The 21,146-nt window shown below is 42.1% G+C and carries 20 protein-coding genes; 11 read left to right on the forward strand and 9 right to left on the reverse strand.

Annotated elements, in window-relative coordinates:
* Positions 1-49 precede the first annotated feature (49 nt).
* Positions 50-901, reverse strand: coding sequence for an SDR family oxidoreductase (locus tag LZZ98_RS01605; RefSeq protein WP_237786369.1), 852 nt, complete (start codon positions 899-901; stop codon positions 50-52).
* Positions 902-1,019: 118 nt separating this feature from the next.
* On the opposite strand from LZZ98_RS01605, the gene LZZ98_RS01610 reads away from it, so the two are divergent.
* From LZZ98_RS01610 to proB, 3 genes are all read left to right on the forward strand, one after another.
* Entirely contained in the window at positions 1,020-1,394 is a 375-nt protein-coding gene (locus tag LZZ98_RS01610) for a winged helix-turn-helix transcriptional regulator (RefSeq protein WP_086175542.1), read from the forward strand.
* A gap of 257 nt (positions 1,395-1,651) precedes the next feature.
* A complete protein-coding gene (gene cgtA, locus LZZ98_RS01615; protein WP_086175541.1) occupies positions 1,652-2,866 on the forward strand; it encodes an Obg family GTPase CgtA in 1,215 nt (404 codons plus the stop codon).
* A 29-nt stretch (positions 2,867-2,895) separates the two neighbouring features.
* Positions 2,896-4,029 (forward strand): glutamate 5-kinase, encoded by a 1,134-nt coding sequence (gene proB / locus LZZ98_RS01620; RefSeq protein WP_237786370.1) that lies wholly within the window; start codon positions 2,896-2,898, stop codon positions 4,027-4,029.
* Between the two features lie 137 nt (positions 4,030-4,166).
* Here proB and LZZ98_RS01625 read toward each other — a convergent pair whose 3' ends face one another.
* Positions 4,167-4,301 (reverse strand): phosphatase PAP2 family protein, encoded by a 135-nt coding sequence (locus LZZ98_RS01625; RefSeq protein ID WP_228146584.1) that lies wholly within the window; start codon positions 4,299-4,301, stop codon positions 4,167-4,169.
* A gap of 224 nt (positions 4,302-4,525) precedes the next feature.
* Complete coding sequence (locus tag LZZ98_RS01630; RefSeq protein ID WP_237786371.1) at positions 4,526-5,230, reverse strand: SIMPL domain-containing protein; 705 nt, start codon at positions 5,228-5,230, stop codon at positions 4,526-4,528.
* Positions 5,231-5,708: 478 nt separating this feature from the next.
* Here LZZ98_RS01630 and LZZ98_RS01635 point away from each other — a divergent pair, with 478 nt between their 5' ends.
* The 8 genes from LZZ98_RS01635 to LZZ98_RS01670 all read left to right on the forward strand — a co-directional run bounded on the left by LZZ98_RS01635 (position 5,709) and on the right by LZZ98_RS01670 (position 15,539).
* A complete protein-coding gene (locus LZZ98_RS01635; protein WP_237786372.1) occupies positions 5,709-7,082 on the forward strand; it encodes a diaminobutyrate--2-oxoglutarate transaminase in 1,374 nt (457 codons plus the stop codon).
* 1 nt (position 7,083) lies between these two features.
* The gene (locus tag LZZ98_RS01640) at positions 7,084-8,616 is read left to right on the forward strand and encodes a pyridoxal phosphate-dependent decarboxylase family protein (protein ID WP_237786373.1); all 1,533 of its coding nucleotides are present in this window, start codon (positions 7,084-7,086) and stop codon (positions 8,614-8,616) included.
* Positions 8,617-8,986: 370 nt separating this feature from the next.
* Positions 8,987-10,012: a substrate-binding domain-containing protein gene (locus LZZ98_RS01645; protein WP_086175527.1), complete on the forward strand. Its 1,026-nt coding sequence runs from the start codon at positions 8,987-8,989 to the stop codon at positions 10,010-10,012.
* Positions 10,013-10,115: 103 nt separating this feature from the next.
* Entirely contained in the window at positions 10,116-11,495 is a 1,380-nt protein-coding gene (gene pstC / locus LZZ98_RS01650; protein ID WP_237786374.1) for a phosphate ABC transporter permease subunit PstC, read from the forward strand.
* A complete protein-coding gene (gene pstA / locus LZZ98_RS01655) occupies positions 11,492-12,886 on the forward strand; it encodes a phosphate ABC transporter permease PstA (RefSeq protein ID WP_237786375.1) in 1,395 nt (464 codons plus the stop codon). The genes pstC and pstA overlap by 4 nt, the downstream gene beginning before the upstream one ends.
* Before the next feature lie 13 nt (positions 12,887-12,899).
* A complete protein-coding gene (gene pstB / locus LZZ98_RS01660) occupies positions 12,900-13,826 on the forward strand; it encodes a phosphate ABC transporter ATP-binding protein PstB (protein WP_237786376.1) in 927 nt (308 codons plus the stop codon).
* Positions 13,827-14,019: 193 nt separating this feature from the next.
* Positions 14,020-14,982: a protease SohB gene (sohB, locus tag LZZ98_RS01665; RefSeq protein ID WP_237786377.1), complete on the forward strand. Its 963-nt coding sequence runs from the start codon at positions 14,020-14,022 to the stop codon at positions 14,980-14,982.
* Between the two features lie 110 nt (positions 14,983-15,092).
* Positions 15,093-15,539, forward strand: coding sequence for a hypothetical protein (locus LZZ98_RS01670; RefSeq protein WP_237786378.1), 447 nt, complete (start codon positions 15,093-15,095; stop codon positions 15,537-15,539).
* A 33-nt stretch (positions 15,540-15,572) separates the two neighbouring features.
* On the opposite strand, the gene LZZ98_RS01675 is transcribed toward LZZ98_RS01670, so the two are convergent.
* The 6 genes from LZZ98_RS01675 to LZZ98_RS01700 form a co-directional block, all read right to left on the reverse strand.
* Complete coding sequence (locus LZZ98_RS01675; RefSeq protein WP_237786379.1) at positions 15,573-16,205, reverse strand: DUF2238 domain-containing protein; 633 nt, start codon at positions 16,203-16,205, stop codon at positions 15,573-15,575.
* Between the two features lie 144 nt (positions 16,206-16,349).
* Entirely contained in the window at positions 16,350-17,738 is a 1,389-nt protein-coding gene (gene purB / locus LZZ98_RS01680) for an adenylosuccinate lyase (RefSeq protein WP_237786380.1), read from the reverse strand.
* A gap of 56 nt (positions 17,739-17,794) precedes the next feature.
* Positions 17,795-18,526, reverse strand: a complete 732-nt coding sequence (hflD, locus tag LZZ98_RS01685; RefSeq protein WP_237786381.1) for a high frequency lysogenization protein HflD — start codon at positions 18,524-18,526, stop codon at positions 17,795-17,797.
* 15 nt (positions 18,527-18,541) lie between these two features.
* Complete coding sequence (gene mnmA / locus LZZ98_RS01690; protein ID WP_237786382.1) at positions 18,542-19,675, reverse strand: tRNA 2-thiouridine(34) synthase MnmA; 1,134 nt, start codon at positions 19,673-19,675, stop codon at positions 18,542-18,544.
* A gap of 4 nt (positions 19,676-19,679) precedes the next feature.
* Entirely contained in the window at positions 19,680-20,165 is a 486-nt protein-coding gene (locus tag LZZ98_RS01695; RefSeq protein WP_086175518.1) for an NUDIX hydrolase, read from the reverse strand.
* A gap of 465 nt (positions 20,166-20,630) precedes the next feature.
* A partial coding sequence (locus LZZ98_RS01700) for a substrate-binding domain-containing protein (protein ID WP_237786383.1) occupies positions 20,631-21,146 on the reverse strand: 516 nt, incomplete at its 5' end.

A 21,146-nucleotide genomic window follows, 5' to 3' on the forward strand; every position in this document is an offset into this window, starting at 1 on the left:
AAAAATCCCCCTGAGCATACAGAGGGATAAAGATAAAGGGCAGTGAAATTTAAAGCATTGCCTGAACTGAGGCTTGTATTGGCGTTGTTGGATGCTTGATCAGCTGTTCCAAGTCTTTGCGATCGCTAAACATTGCACCTTTTTTGGTTTGTATATCTGCATCTACAATCACTTCGACCAAGCCGACGGGCAAACCAGCCTGAATCAGGGCTTGTGTATATTCTTCAGCGCTGAGGTTTTGGTAGTTTACCGTTTTACCCGAGGCTACCGAAATATAGCCCGCTAAATCCGCAAGGCTAAAACTGCTTGAGCCTGTAAGTTCATAGGTTTTGTTTTCATGCCCTGAACTTGTTAATACTTTGGCTGCTGCCTCTGCATAGTCTGCCCGAGCTGCGGAACTGATTAAACCATTTTGTGCTGCGCCGAATAAAGTTCCGGTTTCAATAGTATGGGCTAAGCCAGCCAGGTAGTTTTCGCTATACCAGTTATTGCGTAAAAAAGTATAGTTTATACCGCTCGCCTTAAGCAGGCTTTCGGTTTCACGGTGTTCCTGCGCTAAACCTAAAGGAGAAGTATCTGCATTGAGTAGACTGGTATAGGCAATATAAGGAACGTCTGCTTGTTTCGCTGCTTCAATCACGGCTTGGTGCTGTGGGGTGCGGCGGCCAATTTCATTGGCTGAAATCAGTAAAAGTTTATCAATGCCATGTAAAGCCGGTTCTAATGTTTCTGGCTGATCATAATCAAAATGACGTACTTCAACCCCTTGATCTGTCAAAGCCAGGGCTTTGGAGGGTGTGCGAACCAAGGCGACAATATTTTGTGCAGCGGTATTTTTTAATAAAAACTCAATGACGAGTTGACCAAGCTGACCTGTTGCGCCTGTGACTGCAATTTTCATAACATGAACCTCTGAATGTTGCTGAATAAATGTACTTGATGGCTAAATCTTAATCTGTTAACTTACTAAATGTAAGTACGTACCAAAAAGTAAGCCTATTACTCCCAGGAGAAAATTGATGACAGCCTACGCAACCAGTAAATTATTAGGTCAAGTTTTATCCACAGCATGTCCATCACGAGAAATATTGGAACATCTTGCGAACAAATGGTCGGTATTGGTTTTACGCTGTTTAAGTGATGGGGTACATCGTTTTAGTGAGCTGAAACAGCGCATTGAAGGGGTGAGTGAAAAGATGCTGTCGCAGACGCTGAAAATGCTGGAACAGGATGGTTTTATTTTACGTACGGTCTATCCAGTGGTACCACCCAAAGTGGAATATCAGTTGACCATTTTAGGTTCGCAAGCTGCAGAAAAAATGAATTATCTGATTGGCTGGATTGAAAAAAGTTTGCCTGAGATTCTGGAGAATCAGCAACGCGTGGCAAAATAAGTTAACTGGGGTTTTGGCTAGGCTGCTGTCAATGAAATTGCGATGCCCGATATTTAATTTGGGTGATCTCAATAGTAACGATCACTCAATTTTATAAATGCTCTGATGCTCCTCAATTTTATCTATAGAGTTAAGCTATTCTTCCAGAAAAACAATAAGCTGAACGAAATTTATAGTATTGCTGAATAATTCTATTCGAGAAATCCTTTAAAATATGGCAGAATATGGGGTTTTAAAGTTTTTAGAGGATTGGCAGCATGCGCTTTGTTGATGAAGCAGTCATTACCGTAGAGGCTGGCGACGGTGGCAATGGCGTAGCCAGTTTTCGCCGTGAAAAGTTCGTACCATTTGGTGGTCCAGATGGTGGTGATGGTGGTCGTGGCGGCAGCATTTATATTCAAGCCGACGACAATACAAGCACCCTTGTAGATTATCGTTATACACGTAAATTCCGTGCAGAACGTGCAAAAAATGGTCGCGGTGCAAACTGTGCAGGCCGTGGCGGTGAAGACACCGTATTATTGGTTCCAGTTGGAACTACCATTGTAGATACAGAATCTGGCGATATTATCGGTGACTTGGTCTCTAATGGCCAGCGTGTAATGGTGGCAGCAGGTGGTGAAGGTGGTTTGGGTAATACTCACTTCAAATCTTCTACCAACCGTTCACCGCGTAAATGTACCCACGGCGCCAAAGGTGAATACCGTGAAGTACGTTTAGAACTTAAAGTATTGGCGGATGTTGGCTTGCTAGGGATGCCTAACGCAGGTAAATCGACCTTTATTCGTGCAGTTTCTGCTGCAAAACCAAAAGTTGCAGATTATCCATTTACCACCATGGTGCCTAACCTGGGTGTAGTGGATGCCGATAGCCATCGCTCATTCGTGATGGCAGATATTCCAGGACTGATTGAAGGTGCCTCTGAAGGTGCGGGTCTGGGTATTCGTTTCTTAAAACATTTGGCACGTACCCGTATTTTATTGCACATTGTCGATGTTCAGCCGATTGACGGTTCAGACCCTGCGCACAATGCCAAAGCAATTTTGAATGAGTTGAAAAAATTCTCCCCAACACTTTCCAAATTGCCAGTGGTACTGGTGCTGAACAAGGTTGACCAGTTGGCCGAAGACACTCGTGAAGAATGGTGTAACCATCTGCTTGAAGAAATGCAGTGGAATGGTCCAGTCTTTAAAACTTCGGGCCTTATGTCTGAAGGAACTAAAGATGTTGTGTATTACCTGATGGATGAAATCGAGAAACAGCGTGAACTCGAAGCTGAAGATCCAGAATACGCAGCACAATTAAAAGCATTCCGTGACCAGCTTGAAGCTGAAACACGTGAACAAACCATCGCAGCAAAAGAAGCGTATCGCGAGATGCGTCGTCAACAACGTCTTGCCGGTATTTTGGGCGATGACGATGATGATGAAGACGGTGATGATGGCGAAATGGAAGTGTACTACGTACGTTAAGCTCTGAAATATGAGTAACTGAGGACAAGATGATAGAAGTGGTAGATGGGCAACGTCAGCTCAAGGCTTGTAAACGAATCGTTGTTAAAATCGGATCATCTTTACTCACAGCAAACGGAACAGGGTTAGATCTGGATGCAATTTCGCATTGGGCGAAACAGATTGCAGATCTGCACAATGCAGGACATGAGATTATTCTGGTGTCTTCCGGTGCTGTGGCTGAAGGTATGGTGCGAATGAAACTTGAGAATCGACCCACCGATCTACCCAGTCTTCAGGCTTGTGCTGCCATTGGTCAAATGGGGTTGATTCAAACCTGGTCGAGTGTTTTGGAAAATCATTCCATTCAAACGGCTCAGGTTTTATTGACCCACGATGACCTAGCAGACCGACGTCGCTATCTCAATTCATGTGATGCCTTGCAGAACCTGATTGACTGGCACGTGATTCCGGTGATCAATGAAAATGACACGGTATCCACAGATGAAATCCGCTTTGGTGATAACGATACCTTGGCTGCGATGGTCGCCGGTCAGGTACATGCCGATTTGCTGATTATCCTGACTGATCAGCAAGGCATGTTTGATTCAGACCCGCGTTCTAATCCAAATGCCAAGCTGTTCCATACCGTTCGTGCTTTGGATGAAAGCCTGTTTGACATGGCAGGCGGGGGCGGCAAATTTGGTCGTGGCGGTATGCTGACCAAAGTGCGCGCTGCACGTCTGGCGGCAAAATCGGGTTGTCCAACCCTGATTGCCAGCGGTGAAAGTGATAATGTCCTGGCACGTTTAATGTCGGGTGAGTTGCTCGGTACCTTGTTTATTACTGACAATGACCGTATTACCGCACATCAGCAATGGTTGGCTGCACACCTGCAAACAGCTGGCCGTTTGGTGTTGGATGATGGCGCAGTCAAAGCGATTAAAGAAAACCATCGCAGTTTGCTTCCAGTGGGAGTGAAAGCGGTGGAAGGTCACTTTGAGCGTGGTGATGTGGTTGAATGCGTGGATATAGAAGGGCATCGTATCGCTGTTGGCCGAGTCAACTTCAGTTCGCGTTCAGCTGAAATCGTAAAAGGTTTGGCGTCTGATAAAGTGCATCAGGTGTTGGGGGAGGCTCGCTCGCTAGAGATGATTCATCGTAACCATATGGCGATCTATTAAGTTTTATAGATTCAAAAATCCCGCTTTAGAGCGGGATTTTTTATATGCTTTTAAGGGGTTTATTTCATTAAATTTCGCTGAATTAGCGGACTGAATAATTTTTGATACATCCACATCACCCAAGCCAGTAGTTTTGCCTAGTAGTGATTCCATAATTTTAAACCAGCAAGATTCACAGCCCACGACAAAATAAAGGCACCCAGCATATCAATCGGGAAATGCACACCGACATAAATCCGTGACCATGCCACCAGCCAGGCAACTGCCAGCAAAAATCTGCCAATATCCCGTCATGCGGAAAAATAATGGGCAAAGGCAATACTGCTAAAAATGGACATGTAGGAAGCGAGGGAGATAAAAACAGAAAGAGGGGATGATTTTACAAGAAAAATAAAATGAAACATTCGACAGGATTGTCGCTATATTGTTGTAATTAGCCTATTTAGCGCATAAAAAACCGTGTATGTACACGGTTTTTATTTAAATCAGCATTTAATTATTTAAACTGAATTGAACCATTGGCATTCACAGTAATTTTTGATTCGCCAGCAGCAACATTTTGCGCATCGGCGGCTTCAGCACCTGCAAATTTCGCCATGTTGGCACGCATCATCACCGGTTGTGGATAATAGTTATTGGTATTCAGATTTAAATTGACCAATTGATAACCTGATTTATTCCATGCCGAAGTCAACATTTGTGCACGTTGCTGAAAGTTTTTAGAGGCTTCCACCATCAATTCATTTTCAACATTTTTACGTTTTGTATCGGAAACTGTAAATTCGATAGACTGGGTCTGGAAGTTTTGCTGCAATTCGCTGATCAATTGGCTAACGGCTTTAAAGTCGGTACTTTCTAAACGAATTTCTGCCCGACCACGCCATTCTTTTAATTTTTGGCTGTCATTGTCATAAACAGGATAAGTGCTTTGAGCACCCGTTTCGACTTTCACTTGCGGATATTTTTTTGATGCTGCTATGGCTTGGTTCATTAATTGTGTGATGAGTGCAGAAAGTTCGGCTGGCTGTTTCTTGCTTCTTTCAATATATAAAACCGCATGCATTTCATCATTGGAAATTTGACGTGTTGCTTCAGCTTGCACATTGACTAAATTATAGTTCAGCTGTTCTATTTGCTGCGCAAAAGCAGTCGTTGAAAGTACGCCAGCAAGCACCAGAGAGGAGAGAGTTAAATATCGCATTATTTTTACCTGTTTTTTTGTAAAGAAAGGTTCAGCTTTTAGTATGCATGGTATCGCTACTTCATGAGGATTTTTTGTAGACTTTGTGTCAAGATTGTAAGCGATTTAATTTTTATTTAAAAAAGCACTTGTAAATAAAACATTTAAAAATTAAATACTTAAAGTGCTTTAGTTTAAGCAATTACGTTAATCCAATCTTTTGCATAAAAAAATTATAAAAATAAGGTTTTCTTTAACCTGTCACACTGTAAGATGATAATTCAATCTAAGATTTGGCTTGATATATTTTTTTCGATCGGTTTTGGACAGATAAAGTTATAAAACTTGTTTATTTTATTGAAAAATTCTGTATCATCCGCCGTTTAGTTATGATGTAAAAAATCAAGTCGTCAAACTAGATTCTATAAAGCACCGAGTCAAAGGACCACAAGTCACCCGACTTATTTCTTTCAACCCATATCAGAGATGGTAATTCGATATGAGCGTTTCTTCTGTAAATCCTGCCACTAAGTCTACTAACGAATACTATTTGACTCGCCAAAGCCAGATGGAATCCAATGTTCGTAGCTATCCACGTAAATTGCCGTTAGCGATAGCAAAAGCCTTAGGTTGTTGGGTTACTGATGTTGAAGGTACAGAGTACCTCGATTGTTTAGCTGGGGCAGGAACATTGGCTTTGGGCCATAATCATCCTGCGGTAATTCAAAGTATTCAGGACACTCTTGCGAGTGGTTTGCCATTACATACTTTAGATTTAACGACACCTTTAAAAGATGCATTTACTGAAGCATTACTTGAACAGCTCCCTGGTGGGAAGGAAGAGTATTGCCTACAGTTCTGTGGCCCGTCTGGTGCAGACGGTACAGAAGCAGCAATTAAATTAGCAAAAACCTATACCGGTCGTAGCTCAGTGATCAGCTTCTCAGGTGGCTATCACGGTATGACTCACGGTTCTTTGGCCATGACAGGTAACCTGTCTGCGAAGAATGCTGTGAATGGCTTAATGCCAGGCGTACAGTTTATGCCATATCCGCATGAATACCGTTGCCCATTGGGTATCGGTGGTGAAGCGGGTGTTGATGCATTGACTTATTATTTCGAAAACTTCATTGAAGATGTAGAAAGTGGTGTAACCAAGCCAGCAGCGGTGATTCTTGAAGCGATTCAAGGTGAAGGTGGCGTGGTGACTGCACCTGTAAAATGGTTGAAAAAAATCCGTGAAGTGACTGAAAAACACAACATCGTGTTGATTCTTGACGAAGTTCAAGCAGGCTTTGCGCGTTCAGGCAAAATGTTCGCATTCGAACACGCAGGTATTGAACCTGACGTTGTCGTGATGTCTAAGGCAGTGGGTGGTAGCTTGCCGCTTGCAGTACTCGGTATTAAGCGTAAGTTTGATGCTTGGCAGCCAGCGGGTCACACCGGTACTTTCCGTGGTAATCAGTTGGCAATGGGTACAGGTCTTGCGACCATTAAAACCATCAAAGAACAAAACTTGGCACAAAATGCGCAAGAGCGTGGTGATTTCTTACAAGCTGAATTGAAAAAATTAGTTGTTGAATTCCCATGTATTGGTAACGTGCGTGGCCGTGGTTTGATGATTGGTGTTGAAATTGTTGATGAACGTCAAAAAGCAGATCATATGGGTGCTTTCCCTGGTGATTCTCAATTGGCAGCAGCAATCCAGGCCGCATGTTTTGACAACAAATTGTTGTTAGAAAAAGGTGGTCGTAACGGTACGGTCATTCGTTTACTTTGCCCGCTTATCATCAATCAAGCTGAATGTGAAGAAGTGATCGTTCGCTTTAAGAAAGCACTTGCTGAAGCACTAGTTGCAACTCGAGGCGCGTAACATGGTTGATTTTGCAGAACATCGTAAAGCGTTATTCTGCAATGATGCACAATCTATTGCTGACTATCAGTCGGCAATGGATGAAGCGGTAAAAGCCGTTTCAGCATGGTTGCAAAACGACAAAATGTACACCGGCGGTAGCATTAAAGAGCTCCGTAACGCAATTGCGTTTCATCCTTCAAAAGAAGGCATGGGTTTACATAAATCTCTTGAGCGTATGGTTGAGCTTTTCTTAAATAAAAGCTTGAAAGTGCATCATCCACACTCGTTAGCACATTTGCATTGCCCGACCATGGTGGCTAGTCAAATTGCAGAAGTGTTGATTAATGCAACCAACCAGTCAATGGACTCATGGGATCAAAGCCCTGCAGGTTCTTTGATGGAAGTGCAGCTGATTGACTGGCTACGTCAAAAAGTAGGCTACGGGTCAGGTCAGGCTGGTGTATTCACCTCTGGTGGTACGCAATCTAACTTGATGGGTGTGCTGCTTGCACGTGATGCCTGCATCGCGAAAAACTGGAAAGACGAAAACGGCAATCCGTGGTCGGTTCAGCGCGATGGTATCCCTGCAGATGCTATGCGTAATGTCAAAGTCATTTGTTCTGAAAATGCACACTTCTCTGTGCAAAAGAACATGGCGATGATGGGTATGGGCTTCCAGTCTGTGGTCACTGTTCCTGTGAATGAAAATGCACAGATGGACGTAGACGCACTGGAAAAAACCATGGCTCATCTTCAGGCTGAAGGCAAAATCGTGGCATGTGTGGTGGCAACCGCAGGTACGACCGATGCGGGTGCGATCGATCCATTAAAAGCGATTCGTGACATCACCAACAAGTATGGCGCGTGGATGCATATCGATGCGGCATGGGGTGGTGCATTGATTCTGTCAAATGACTATCGTTCTATGCTTGATGGTATTGAATTGTCTGATTCTGTGACACTCGATTTCCACAAACATTACTTCCAGACTATTTCTTGTGGCGCGTTTTTGTTGAAAGACGAAGCGAACTACCGTTTCATGCATTATGAAGCTGAGTACTTAAACTCTGCTTATGATGAAGAACATGGTGTGCCGAATCTGGTGTCTAAGTCATTACAAACCACACGTCGTTTTGATGCGTTGAAATTGTGGATGACAGTTGAAGCATTGGGTGAAGAGCTTTATGGTTCGATGATCGACCATGGTGTGAAGTTGACGCGTGAAGTGGCTGACTACATCAATGCAACTGCTGGTTTAGAGATGCTGGTTGATCCACAATTTGCTTCTGTATTGTTCCGTGTGGTACCAGCAGGCTATCCAGCTGAATTGTTAGATACATTAAACCAGAACGTTGCAGACGAGTTGTTTGCGCGCGGTGAAGCGAATATTGGTGTAACTAAAGTGGGCGATGTTCAATCATTGAAAATGACCACTTTAAGCCCGGTAGCAACACTTGAAAACGTGAAGAACTTGCTTGCACTTGTGCTTGCAGAAGCTGACCGTATTAAAGATGCGATTGCTGATGGTACATATACACCTGCGATTGATTAATCGATGTAGTTGTATTGAGTATTAAAAAAAGGAGATCAATGGATCTCCTTTTTTTGTGTATATATTTTCAATTTCAGGATTTTCTGAAAAAATATACAGGGTTTAGATCATATAAAAATGACAGATATAAGAATTATTACAAATTAGCCGTTAAGCAGCTTAGTTTTATTATCATTGAAAGAATCTTTTACATATTGAATTTAAAGGAAAATTTTATAAATCAAAGTGGATAGAATAATTATCATCAAAGCGTCACAATGCTGTAACTTCTTTGTCATATTCTAAAATCAAAATGCAATGGACGAAATAAGTACAAAACTGAATAAAAAGTGGCGTACTTCAAAATTGCATCTAATGAAGAGAGAAAAGAATGCGCTTAAATCACATCGCACTTGCTTTAGCAGTTTCAGGGGCAGCTGTAGCAACCACAGCAAATGCAGCTCGTGACACTATTCAAATCGCTGGTTCTTCAACTGTTTTACCATACGCAAGTATTGTAGCTGAAGAGTTTGGCAATACTTTCCCGCAGTTTAAAACACCAGTTGTTGGTTCAGGTGGTACCTCAGGTGGTCTGAAACAATTCTGTCAGGGTGTAGGTGATAATACCATCGACATCGCCAATGCATCGCGCAAGATTAAAGATTCTGAATTGGCTGCATGTAAAAAAGCCGGTGTGAATCAGGTGATTGAAGTTAAAGTAGGTTATGACGGTATTGTATTTGCGTCTAACTCAAAGAAAGCGGCATATAAACTACGTCCACAACATGTATTTGCAGCACTGGCAGCAGAATTACCTTCAAACGGTAAATTGGTAGCCAACCCTTATACACGTTGGAACCAGATTGATAAAGCATTGCCTAATGAACCGATTACTTTGGTGATTCCAGCTTCAAACCATGGTACGCGTGAAGTGTTCCAGGAAAAAATGGTTGAAGCCGGTTGTGAATCTTATGATTATTTCAAAAAATTAGACAAAGATGCACAGAAGAAAGCATGCGCTAATTTCCGTAAAGACGGTAAAGTGATTGAAATCGCAGGTGATTATACTGAAACACTGGCTCGCTTAAAAACTTCTCCAAGTGCAATTGGGGTATTTGGTTTAGGTTTCTATGACCAGAACCGTGACAAATTGCGTGTGGCTAGCGTGAACAATGTAACGCCATCAGAGAAAACCATTCTGAATGGTTCTTATCCTGTATCACGTCCATTGTTCTTCTATGTGAAAGGTGAACACCTTAAATCAATCAAAGGTTTACAACAGTACTCTGAATACTTCATCAATAAAAAAGTATCTGGTAAAGGTTCTAAGCTAGAAAAAGCTGGTCTAATTTCAATGTCTGATAAAGAACGTGCAAAAGTTCTTGCAGCATTAAAAGCTGGTAAAGCGGTTAAGTAATCGTAATGAAAGAAGCTGGTGCTAGGATGATTCCTAGCACCAGCATTTTTGCACTGACAAGGATTTTTCAAAACATGAAAATTGAAAAAATGCCGGAGAATACATGAATCTGCTACTCATAGGTGTGTTATTGGCCTTGATTGCCGTAGCTTATCAAATCGGATTATCTAAAAGCAGTAAGCTGGCAGGTAAGGGAAATAATACTGCGAATCTGCACTCTCGTCCGGGATATTATGGTGCATTGGTGGCTTTATGGTGTGGTATCCCTGCGCTTTTAATTTTACTTGTTTGGAACATTGTCGAACCGAATATCTTGCGGCATGTGGTATTAAATAATGTTCCTGCAAATATTGCAGCCACATTAGATAGCGCCGGAGTGGAAGTTTTAATTGACCGGGTGCAAGCCATTGCTTCTGGTTTTGGAGTGAGTGACCAGGCAGCTGCTTATGAAATTGCAGCAGCACAACAGTTAGCTAAAATTGAAACTATTAGTAATTTTGCTAAATTTGCAGTGGTGATCTGTGCGGCTTTAGTTGGGCTGGTTTGGGCGAAAAAATATGTATCCCAGCAATATCGTGCACGTAACCAGGTCGAAAAAACCATCAATATTGCGTTGGCTTTGTGTTCAGGCGTGGCGATTTTAACCACGATTGGCATTGTTATGTCGATGTTCAGCGAAGCTATGCGCTTCTTTAGTTTCGTCAGTCCATTCGATTTCTTCTTTGGCACCGAATGGAACCCGGGTTTCAGTACAACAGGTAATGCTGAAGGAAGTTATGGTTTGCTACCCTTGCTATGGGGTACGTTCATGGTCAGCGGTATTGCTTTGTTGGTCGCAGTACCAGTGGGGCTGATGATTGCGATCTATTTAGCTGAATATGCATCATCGGGCTTTCGCTCTTGGGTCAAGCCGACGATCGAAGTTTTGGCAGGTATTCCCACCATTGTATATGGTGTTTTTGCCATGATGGTGATGGGTCCATTCTTCAAGATGCTGGGAGATAATATAGGCCTGGAAATTAATGCAACAAGTGCATTAACCGCTGGTTTTGTAATGGGGATTATGATTATCCCATTTGTGTCTTCCTTGTCGGATGACATCATTACCCAAGTTCCTCGTGCATTGCGTGATGGTTCTCTAGGCTTAGGTGCCACTAAATCGGAAACCATTCGTCAGGTGGTCTTACCCGCCGCGTTACCAGGGATTACCGGTGCGTTCCTGTTAGCTGTTTCACGTGCAGTTGGTGAAACCATGATTGTGGTTCTGGCCGCAGGTAATAGTCCATTACTGCATGCCAATCCGCTAGAAGCTGTGTCAACTGTGACCGTGACGATTGTGAAACAATTAACCGGCGATACTGACTTTGCCAGCCCGCAAGCATTGGTGGCATTTGCGTTGGGTCTTACGTTATTCGTGATTACCCTAGGTTTGAACATCATCGCACTTTACATTGTGCGTAAATACCGCGAGCAATACGAATGAGTACATCCAATACATCTCCTATGGATCAAAAAGACTTTGATCCTCAAGAAGCGGCTAACATGCGTACAGAACGTAAGGATAGAATTTCAAAAACTTTGGCAAAGCGCCATCGTAAGGAAAAAACCTTCCGTTTAGCTGGTCTGTCTGCAGTTGTGGTTGGCTTATTTTTTGTTGCTTTGCTGTTTGGTAGTATTCTATCGAAAGGTTTACCTGCATTCTGGCAGGCGAGCATCACTGTTCCGGTTTATTTTGATCCAGCTGTGATTAATGCCGGACCACAGCCAACTCAAAAAACCAATGAAAGCCCAGCGCAATATCAGACACGGTATGTCGAATGGCAAACCCAAATGGGTATGGTGGATTGGGATGCCTTAATCGTGAATGGCATGATTGCCAAAGATCCAAGCCTTGAAGCTCAACGTGACTACCTCAACAGTATTTACACCAGCTCAGAAGCTTACCGTTTACGTGATATGGTGTTTGCCGATCCAGCTTTGATTGGTCAAAAGAAAGAAATGACTTTCTTGGCTGATGCAAACGTGGATGTCTGGATGAGTGGTAAAATTGACCGTTCTCTACCAGATGATCAGCAACAATTGGATCCCGAAACACGTAAGCTTGTAGATAATCTGCAAGCCAAAAATATTCTTGAAAGAAAATTCAATACCAATATCTTTACCAATCCAGACTCACGTAGTTCGCCTGCAACTTCAGGGTTGGCGGGTGCGTTCATGGGCTCATTATTCATGATGTTGATTGTCATCTTGATTTCGATTCCAATCGGGGTAGCAAGTGCGATCTATCTAGAAGAATTTGCACCAAAAAATATCTGGACCGATATTATTGAAGTAAACATTAACAACCTTGCAGCTGTACCTTCCATTGTATTTGGTTTGCTTGGTGCTGCAATTTTTATCGGCTGGATGCATTTACCATTATCCGCTCCAGTGGTCGGTGGTTTGGTATTGAGTTTATTGACGCTGCCAACGGTTATCATTACCACTCGTGCTTCACTTAAAGCAGTACCACCTTCGATTCGTCAGGCGGCATTGGGGTTAGGTGCTTCCAAAGTGCAAACGGTATTCCATCATGTTTTACCTTTAGCACTTCCAGGGATCATGACTGGTGCTATTATTGGTGTCGCTCATGCGCTGGGTGAAACTGCACCTCTACTATTGATTGGTATGAGCGCATTCGTTGCGAGCATTCCGGCAACACCATTAGATCAGGCAACTGCGTTACCAGTACAGATTTACTTGTGGCAAGGTAATGAATTGCGTAACTTCTTTGAAGGACGTACTGCTGCTGCCATTATTGTGTTACTTGCACTGTTGATTGGATTAAATAGCCTTGCAATTTGGTTACGTAAAAAATTCGAAGTGCGTTGGTAATTGAGGACAATATATGAATACTGTAACCGCTACATCAAAAACAAATTCCTTAGAACAGGATGAATCCGTGAATCCAGAACAGAAACAGTTTACCGCTCCTGAAGTAGACAAAAAATCTCAGGGTACTGCATTTGTTTCTCAATTCGATACGCATACTTCTAGCAAAAAAGAAAATGAGACCTCTAATGTTAAATTGAGCACTTCAGATGTTCATGTTTACTATGGCGAAGCAGAAGCCATTAAAGGTATTGACATCAATATCTATGAAAATGAAGTGATTGCCTTTATCGGTCCATCGGGATGTGGTAAGTCAACCTTCCTGCGTACCTTAAACCGTATGAACGACACCATTGATAGCTGTCGCGTGACCGGTAAGGTGATGCTGGATAATCAGGATATCTATGACCCGAATCTTGATGTGGTTTTACTGCGTGCACAAGTCGGTATGGTATTCCAGAAACCGAACCCATTCCCGAAATCAATTTTTGATAACGTGGCGTATGGCCCTAAACTGCATGGTTTGGCGCGCGATAAATACGACCTGGAAGAAATTGTGGAAAATAGCCTGCATAAAGCAGGGCTGTGGGATGAAGTCAAAGACCGTTTAAACCAGCCGGGTACAGGTCTTTCAGGTGGTCAGCAGCAGCGTTTATGTATTGCGCGTACCATTGCGGTGAGTCCGGAAGTGATTTTGATGGATGAACCTTGTTCTGCACTGGATCCGATTGCAACGGCGAAAATTGAAGAGCTGATTTCAGAGCTTTCAACTCAATATACCATTGCCATTGTCACTCACTCGATGCAACAGGCAGCACGTGTATCAGACCGTACTGCATACTTCCATTTGGGTGACTTGATCGAAGTCAATTCAACTGAAAAAGTCTTCACTCAGCCAGATCATCAATTGACGGAAGCTTATATTACCGGTCGCTTTGGTTAATCTTTATGTGTATAAAAAAAGGGCCGTCAGGCTCTTTTTTTATGGTTATGCTGAAGTATGGATTTATACAGCTAGAGCTATTTTATTGTCGTTTTTAATCAATGATAATTATTTGCAAAATATAAATTGAATTTTTGCATCAATGCCCACATCTTATTCAATATAAATATGAATTAAATGAGCTTATATCTGTATGTTATTTCACAACCCTAAATTGCCTGCTGAAATCCGTATCAGCCATTTAAATGCCCGTGTAAATGAACAGCGTAAAAAAATTGCACAAGTTACCGCATCTAAATTTGAACTATTGCAACTGACTCAACAGCTTTCCAAAGAAGCACGTTTACGTAAAAAAAATAATCAAAAAATTTATGTACTCGACTTCAAGGGCGATACTGCTGCATCCGCAGTAGAAAATCTACGTGAAGAAATTACCCTGATCTTGTCCACTGCAAAAGCAGGCCGTGACCGCGTAGTGGTTCGTCTGGAAAGTCCGGGTGGCATGGTACATGGTTATGGTCTGGCTGCGGCACAACTGGTGCGTTTGCGTGATGCCGGCTTTAACCTGACCATTTGTGTCGATAAAGTCGCAGCCAGTGGCGGTTATATGATGGCGTGTATTGCCAATGAAATTGTCTCTGCTCCATTTGCCGTGGTTGGTTCAATTGGTGTGGTTGCACAGGTGCCGAACTTTAACCGCTTGCTCAAAGAAAAGCACATCGACTTTGAACTTTATACCGCAGGTCAGTTCAAACGTACCGTTACCATGTTTGGGGAAAATACCGCAGAAGGTAAAGCCAAATTTGAAGAAGAGTTACAGCAGACGCATGAGCTGTTTAAACACTTTGTAGAAAAATATCGTCCCCAACTGAATATTGAAAAAGTGGCAACCGGGGAGCATTGGTATGGTAAAGATGCGCTTGAATTGAACTTGGTCGATCAGTTAAAAACCTCTGATGAATATCTGTTGGGTTTATTGGCACAGCATGATGTATATGTGATTGAAACTCGCCGTAAACCAACTTTAGGTGAGAAACTGGGTTTACAGGCAGCTCAAATGGCTGATGGTTTAGTACCTGCAGTCATGAATAAAATCATGGAAACTTTAGCGAGTAGCAACTCAAGTTTAGTGCAAATGCGTGATCCGAAACTTTAATCATAAAGTTTGATTATGCTTTTTAAAGCACACTTCGGTGTGCTTTTTTTAGCTATATTAAATACTTATGCTAGTATTATTTCATAACTACTTGATTGTTTATCTATAAAATGGCGACGTTTCTTATTGTTTTGGGGTTAATGTGCATTGTCGGATTGCCAGTCTATGCCATTCTTTACATTGTTCCTAAGGTCAAGCCAGATGATTGGAAAGCGGGTGCTCCATTTTTATTGATGCTTCCTGGATTTTTAATTTTTGGCTATGGACTGCATTTAAATAATAATAAGTCGATAACTGTGTCAACTGCTTGTGGTACGGTGCAGTATTATAAAAAATATTCTACAGGTGGACGTCATAGCAGGCATGAAAGTTTTGAGCGAATTACGCTACAACTAGATGATTCTCAATATTTCCGCCATTTTCGGTTTGTTGAAAACTTGGCGCGTAAGAATAAAGACGATCATATTTGTTTTGAATTTCATGATCGTCAGAAAAATTCACAGTTATCCGAATCGATAATTTTAAAATGGATGGAGCCGACCCTAATTCAGCAATAAAAAAATTGATGTAGAAGCTTTGTTATTTCGGTATTAGCTAGGTTTGGACGTTTTCATTAAGCAGATCACGCCAGAAATAATCGCGCCAATGGTTGCAAGCAGCATATCTTTATGTGCATCCCATATATCTCCCTGCTGCCCATTATAATTTTCTGCTTCCTCTGGGGATAAACCAATAGCAATCCACCATTCAAGCCATTCATAAATTAAACTGGTGGCCATAATAAACTGCACCACCAATAAAAACAGCATGAAAGGTTTAGCCTCAGGCAGCCATACATGAAACAGCCGCAGTAGCACAGGGAAGAGCAGTACACCACAGGCAAGATGCACCAAACGGTCATACATATTGCGTGACCAGCCCATTGATTGATTAAGGTCAAAATTAAACAACTGAATGAGCAATTCGTTATAGGGCACATAGGAATACAGGTAATGTGCCCCCACAATATGAATCAGTAAAAAAACCAGATAAAGCGCAAAACTGTAAAAACTCAGGCCAATTCTCTTTTGGGTAAGCAATAACAGCACGAGCATAAACACAGTACCTGCTTGATGCATTAAATATGCTTCAAATTCTAAAGGATGAATACTGGCGATGATTACCGCAACCGCCATAACTGCAAGTGCAAGCCAGTGTTTGATGTTCAATTGATATTCAATCATTATTTCTTGTATTGGCAAAGTTTTATGGGGAGTGCTGAAATTTTATCAATGGCTTATGTGGTTACAAACATAGATGAATTATCAACAGATTCTATTCTAATAAAAAAGCGAAGCCGAAGCTTCGCTTTTTAGATTTATTTCGAATTAAATTTTAGAAATTAAATCTTTAACCTGTTTCGCTTGAGTTGAAGCATTACCTGTATAAGTTGCAGGTGTCATTGTCGCAAGACGTGCACGTTCAGCAGCAGGAACAGCTTCAAGTTCGTTACCGTTTACGAAATCAACCATCATCTCACGAGTCATTGCTTGACCACGAGTCAGGGCTTTTAATTTCTCGTATGGCTTTTCAACTGCGTAACGACGCATTACCGTTTGAATTGGTTCAGCAAGCACTTCTTGAGCATGGTCAAGATCTTCAAGAATGCGTGCAGCATTCAGTTCAAGTTTACCAATACCTTTAGAGCAAGCTTCAAAAGCAATCAAGCTTTGCGCAAAACCAACACCCATGTTACGAAGCACAGTCGAGTCGGTTAAGTCACGTTGCCAGCGAGATACAGGAAGTTTTTCACCTAAGTGTGCAAGTACTGCATTCGCAATACCCAAGTTACCTTCTGAGTTTTCGAAGTCGATTGGGTTTACTTTGTGTGGCATAGTTGAAGAACCAACTTCGCCTTCTTTCAAACGTTGTTTGAAGAAACCAAGAGAGATATAACCCCAAACGTCACGGTTAAAGTCGATCAGGATGGTGTTGAAACGACGTAATGCATCAAAAAGTTCCGCCATGTAGTCATGTGGTTCGATTTGAGTGGTGTACGGGTTGAACTGTAAACCTAAAGATTCAACAAATGCTTGTGAATGCGCAGGCCAGTTGATTTCTGGGTAAGCAGAGTAGTGCGCGTTGTAGTTACCTACCGCACCGTTGATTTTACCTAGAAGCTCAACTTGTTTAAATTGTTTGATTTGGCGAGCTAAACGGTAAGCCACGTTCGCCATTTCTTTACCCAAAGTTGTTGGGCTTGCAGTTTGACCGTGAGTACGAGACAACATTGGTTGTTCAGCGTGTTTTTCAGCCAATGCAACGATTGAATCGATGATTTGTTGCATAGCTGCAACTAAAACTTCACGACCATTTTTCAACATTAATGCATGAGACAAGTTGTTGATGTCTTCAGATGTACAAGCAAAGTGAATGAACTCACCGGCATTTTTAAGTTCATCAATGTGAGCAATTTGTTCTTTCAAGAAGTACTCAACCGCTTTTACATCGTGGTTCGTGGTACGTTCAATTTCTTTAATACGGTTTGCATTGTCTTCAGAGAAGTTAGCCACAATTGCATCAAGCGCTGCATTGGTTTCTGCGCTAAACGCTGGAACTTCAGTGATTTCTGGACGGTTTGCAAGCGCTTGTAACCAACGCACTTCAACAGTCACACGAGCATGGATTAAACCAAACTCAGAGAGGAAAGGACGTAGAGCATCACATTTGCTAGCGTAACGTCCATCTAATGGAGAAAGTGCGGTTAAAGCGTTCATAGCGATTCCTTAAACTTTGGAATTAAACGTAAAACAGAAAGCTCGAACAACATCAGTTAGACCACCTGATACTGTAAACGAGCAAGATCTTGAATATCTTGGAGCAGCTTACGCTTACTGAAAATCATGCCCCATGAACTGCCTCCGAGCTGACGCCACAAGTGCGCCAGTTGCAGGCCAGTAAACAGGGAAGCGCGAATTCGGTTGGTATGGGCACTATCTTTAAAAGCTTCGGCATTGCCCTTGACCATAATCCGCGGATTAATTTGTCCCGCGGTGTCGATATAGGTTTGGGCAAGGTTGGCAATAATGCTGGGATGCAGATAGTTATTATCGAAAAAAGACAGCTGTTTTAGAATTTTTTGTTGTGATTGTTCAATGATTTCAACAAATTTGGGAGTGCTATAGACTTTTTTCTCTAACTGTAACAATGCCATGGCATAGCTCATCGGCAGTTTGGCGTTAGAGAGTTTGGGTAAGCGAGATTTAGGAGAGCTATTAAAGGGCTGGGTAATACTGCTTTCTAAGGTTTTTAAACCGAGGGAAATATCGGCAAGTTGATTAAAGAAGTCTAAGGTTTGGCAGGATTCATTGGCGGTAGGACGGATGTTCAGGCTGGCTTTAATCAGTTGCTCCAGATAGAAGCTGCCATTTTCGCCAATACTCTGCTGTCCCGACATGGCCGTCATATGGGTCAGCTGTGTCGATTGAAACACAGCTGCCAACGCCAAAGCACGGTTCTGACGTACATTCAAAGTCTGAGGCTGTTGAAAGGGTAACTCAGCCATGCCTGTCGCTTCCTTTTAAATAAAATCAGGTTTAGGGGCATTGGTATGATGAATCACACCACCACCTAAACAAACTTCATCTGCGTAGAACACTACACTTTGTCCTGGAGTCACCGCACGTTGCGGTTCATCAAATTCAACGCGTACACCATTTGGCATATCGCTGTCTTTATAAATGATACAACCTTGATCGGGCTGGCGATAACGGGTTTTGGCGGTACAGCGGAAACCTGTTTCCGGAATATCCTGCTCACCCGCCACCCAGTCAATCGCTTCACTCCAAAGTATAGTACTTTGCATCAGTGGATGTTCATGACCCTGACCAATCACCAGGCGGTTGTTTTCAATATCTTTATAAAGCACAAACCAGGCACCTTCGGCTGCGCCTTTAAGACCACCCAAACCGATACCACCGCGTTGACCGAGCGTATAGTACATTAAGCCGTGATGTTCACCAACCTCTTTACCGTTATCCAGCAGGATTTTTCCGGGTTGGGCAGGTAAATACTGCTTTAAGAAGTCATTAAAACGACGTTCACCAATAAAACAGATCCCAGTGGAGTCTTTTTTCTTTGCGGTCGCTAAACCCAGTTCTTCAGCAATACGACGAACTTCAGGTTTTTCAATTTCGCCTACAGGGAACAAGGTCTTGTTGATTTCACGACCATGGACTGCATGCAGGAAGTAAGTTTGGTCTTTGTTATTGTCAAAACCACGTAACAAAGGCGCGTATTCTTCACCGCGCGAGTTGGTCATGGTTTCACCGCGACGGCAATAATGACCGGTTGCAATAAAGTCTGCACCCAAGTTCACGGCATGGTCTAAGAAGGCACGGAATTTGATTTCTTTATTGCATAGAATGTCTGGGTTTGGTGTACGGCCTGCGGCATATTCAGCCAGAAAGTGCTCAAATACACGATCCCAGTATTCCATGGCAAAATTGGCGGTATGCAGTTTAATGCCAATCTTGTCACAAACGGCTTGGGCATCGGCTAGATCTTCCATTGCCGTGCAGTATTCCGTGCCATCATCTTCTTCCCAGTTCTTCATGAAAAGCCCTTCAACCTGATAACCCTGTTGAAGAAGAAGTGCTGCAGAAACAGAAGAATCTACACCACCAGACATACCGACGATGACACGTTGTTGCATAGGATTAAGCATCCAAATTTGAAATTAAGGGAGAATTTTGGTGCTCATAAACGAGCGATAAAGGATATTTCTGACCTGAAAGGGCATCTTTGACGGCTTTAATGACTAGGGGACTACGTGCACGACCAGTTTCGAGCAATTCATCCAGCGTCATCCATTGTGGGCCGACAATGCCTTTGTCCAGTTCAGCTTCTGGAAAGTATTCCAGTACATGTGCTAAAAAGCAAAATCTGAAATAGGTGCGGTCTGGAAACATGGGCGGGGTATAGGTATAGATGCCAAGCAGGGAATCTACTGCTATGGCATGTCCTGTTTCTTCCATGGTTTCGCGAATAGCCGCGTCAATTAAGGTTTCCCCACACTCGACATGACCTGCTGGCTGATTATAGACAGTGTGCGTTACACCTGCTGTATGTTCTTCAACAAACAGGAATTTTCCGTTTTTTTCAATAACGGTGGCGACAGTAACGTGAGCAGTCCAGGCGGTCATAAAAAAGCACCATGAGGGAAAACCGCTATTCTACAAAATTTAGGGCGTGGTGGCTATGCGGTAGGAGTTTTTCTTTGATTGTTTAAAAAAATGTTTATGACTTTATATTGCTGTTAAAAAATTATAATTATTGAATTTTAATTCTATTGGCTCAAACGTTATTAATATGAGCTTATCAAAATTGTGGAACAGTGCTTAAATAATGAGCGTGGAACATGATAAATCATTAAAAAAGCCCAGACCTACCGATCTGGGCTTTTTACCACACGATAAGATTATGATTTAAAAAAGGAAATCAAAAGCATTTCGTATAAGGTGTATTATGTTAATTTTAGAATTTCTTAAAATGATTATCTTCATCTAGAATAATCCATTATCTAAAATAATTTCAGATATTTTATCGTAGACAAGTCTAATTCGTGGTGTTGAAATATTGGATGCATGTGTGATCAACCATAGTGATTCTTATAATAAATAGGGATGTTCAATACGTTCCAGTCCTGTTGCTATAAAATTTGGAAGAATTCCAATTCCTAACCCTGCTTGAATAGCTACTTTTTGTGTTGTTAAGTTATTGAATTTTAAATCAGGTTCTCTTCCTGTAATTTTTTTCAGCCAACGTGATGAAGGGAGGTCAATATTTGTATCCCATCCTATCAATTTAGATTCCTGAATATCCTCTATAATTGAAGGCGATCTATATAAACCACTAGACATCATTCCAACTTTTTTGACAGTTAAAGCTCCTTGTTCTGGTCGAACTAATCTCAAAGCAATATCAGCTTCACCTTTTGCAATACCAACAGAGTTAATTCCAGTAATTAATTCAATATTAATTTCAGGATATTCATCTAAGAATTTTTTAAAAGATGGTAGCAATATCTCTGTGACTATTAATTCTGGAGCAGCAATACGCACCACACCACACAAATTTTGAGATTTATTGGTAAATTTTTTTTGTAATGTATTTAGGGCGTGTCT

Source organism: Acinetobacter sp. SM34, from assembly GCF_022012365.1.
In the GTDB taxonomy this organism is placed as follows: Bacteria; Pseudomonadota; Gammaproteobacteria; order Pseudomonadales; family Moraxellaceae; genus Acinetobacter.

Excerpts from the sequence above, each read along its gene's own strand:
- LZZ98_RS01605 (WP_237786369.1), bottom strand. The coding sequence starts at position 901 with ATGAAAATTGCAGTCACAGGCGCAACAGGTCAGCTTGGTCAACTCGTC.
- LZZ98_RS01610 (WP_086175542.1), top strand. The coding sequence starts at position 1,020 with ATGACAGCCTACGCAACCAGTAAATTATTAGGTCAAGTTTTATCCACA.
- cgtA (WP_086175541.1), top strand. The coding sequence starts at position 1,652 with ATGCGCTTTGTTGATGAAGCAGTCATTACCGTAGAGGCTGGCGACGGT.
- proB (WP_237786370.1), top strand. The coding sequence starts at position 2,896 with ATGATAGAAGTGGTAGATGGGCAACGTCAGCTCAAGGCTTGTAAACGA.
- LZZ98_RS01630 (WP_237786371.1), bottom strand. The coding sequence starts at position 5,230 with ATGCGATATTTAACTCTCTCCTCTCTGGTGCTTGCTGGCGTACTTTCA.
- LZZ98_RS01635 (WP_237786372.1), top strand. The coding sequence starts at position 5,709 with ATGAGCGTTTCTTCTGTAAATCCTGCCACTAAGTCTACTAACGAATAC.
- LZZ98_RS01640 (WP_237786373.1), top strand. The coding sequence starts at position 7,084 with ATGGTTGATTTTGCAGAACATCGTAAAGCGTTATTCTGCAATGATGCA.
- LZZ98_RS01645 (WP_086175527.1), top strand. The coding sequence starts at position 8,987 with ATGCGCTTAAATCACATCGCACTTGCTTTAGCAGTTTCAGGGGCAGCT.
- pstC (WP_237786374.1), top strand. The coding sequence starts at position 10,116 with ATGAATCTGCTACTCATAGGTGTGTTATTGGCCTTGATTGCCGTAGCT.
- pstA (WP_237786375.1), top strand. The coding sequence starts at position 11,492 with ATGAGTACATCCAATACATCTCCTATGGATCAAAAAGACTTTGATCCT.
- pstB (WP_237786376.1), top strand. The coding sequence starts at position 12,900 with ATGAATACTGTAACCGCTACATCAAAAACAAATTCCTTAGAACAGGAT.
- sohB (WP_237786377.1), top strand. The coding sequence starts at position 14,020 with ATGTTATTTCACAACCCTAAATTGCCTGCTGAAATCCGTATCAGCCAT.
- LZZ98_RS01670 (WP_237786378.1), top strand. The coding sequence starts at position 15,093 with ATGGCGACGTTTCTTATTGTTTTGGGGTTAATGTGCATTGTCGGATTG.
- LZZ98_RS01675 (WP_237786379.1), bottom strand. The coding sequence starts at position 16,205 with ATGATTGAATATCAATTGAACATCAAACACTGGCTTGCACTTGCAGTT.
- purB (WP_237786380.1), bottom strand. The coding sequence starts at position 17,738 with ATGAACGCTTTAACCGCACTTTCTCCATTAGATGGACGTTACGCTAGC.
- hflD (WP_237786381.1), bottom strand. The coding sequence starts at position 18,526 with ATGGCTGAGTTACCCTTTCAACAGCCTCAGACTTTGAATGTACGTCAG.
- mnmA (WP_237786382.1), bottom strand. The coding sequence starts at position 19,675 with ATGCAACAACGTGTCATCGTCGGTATGTCTGGTGGTGTAGATTCTTCT.
- LZZ98_RS01695 (WP_086175518.1), bottom strand. The coding sequence starts at position 20,165 with ATGACCGCCTGGACTGCTCACGTTACTGTCGCCACCGTTATTGAAAAA.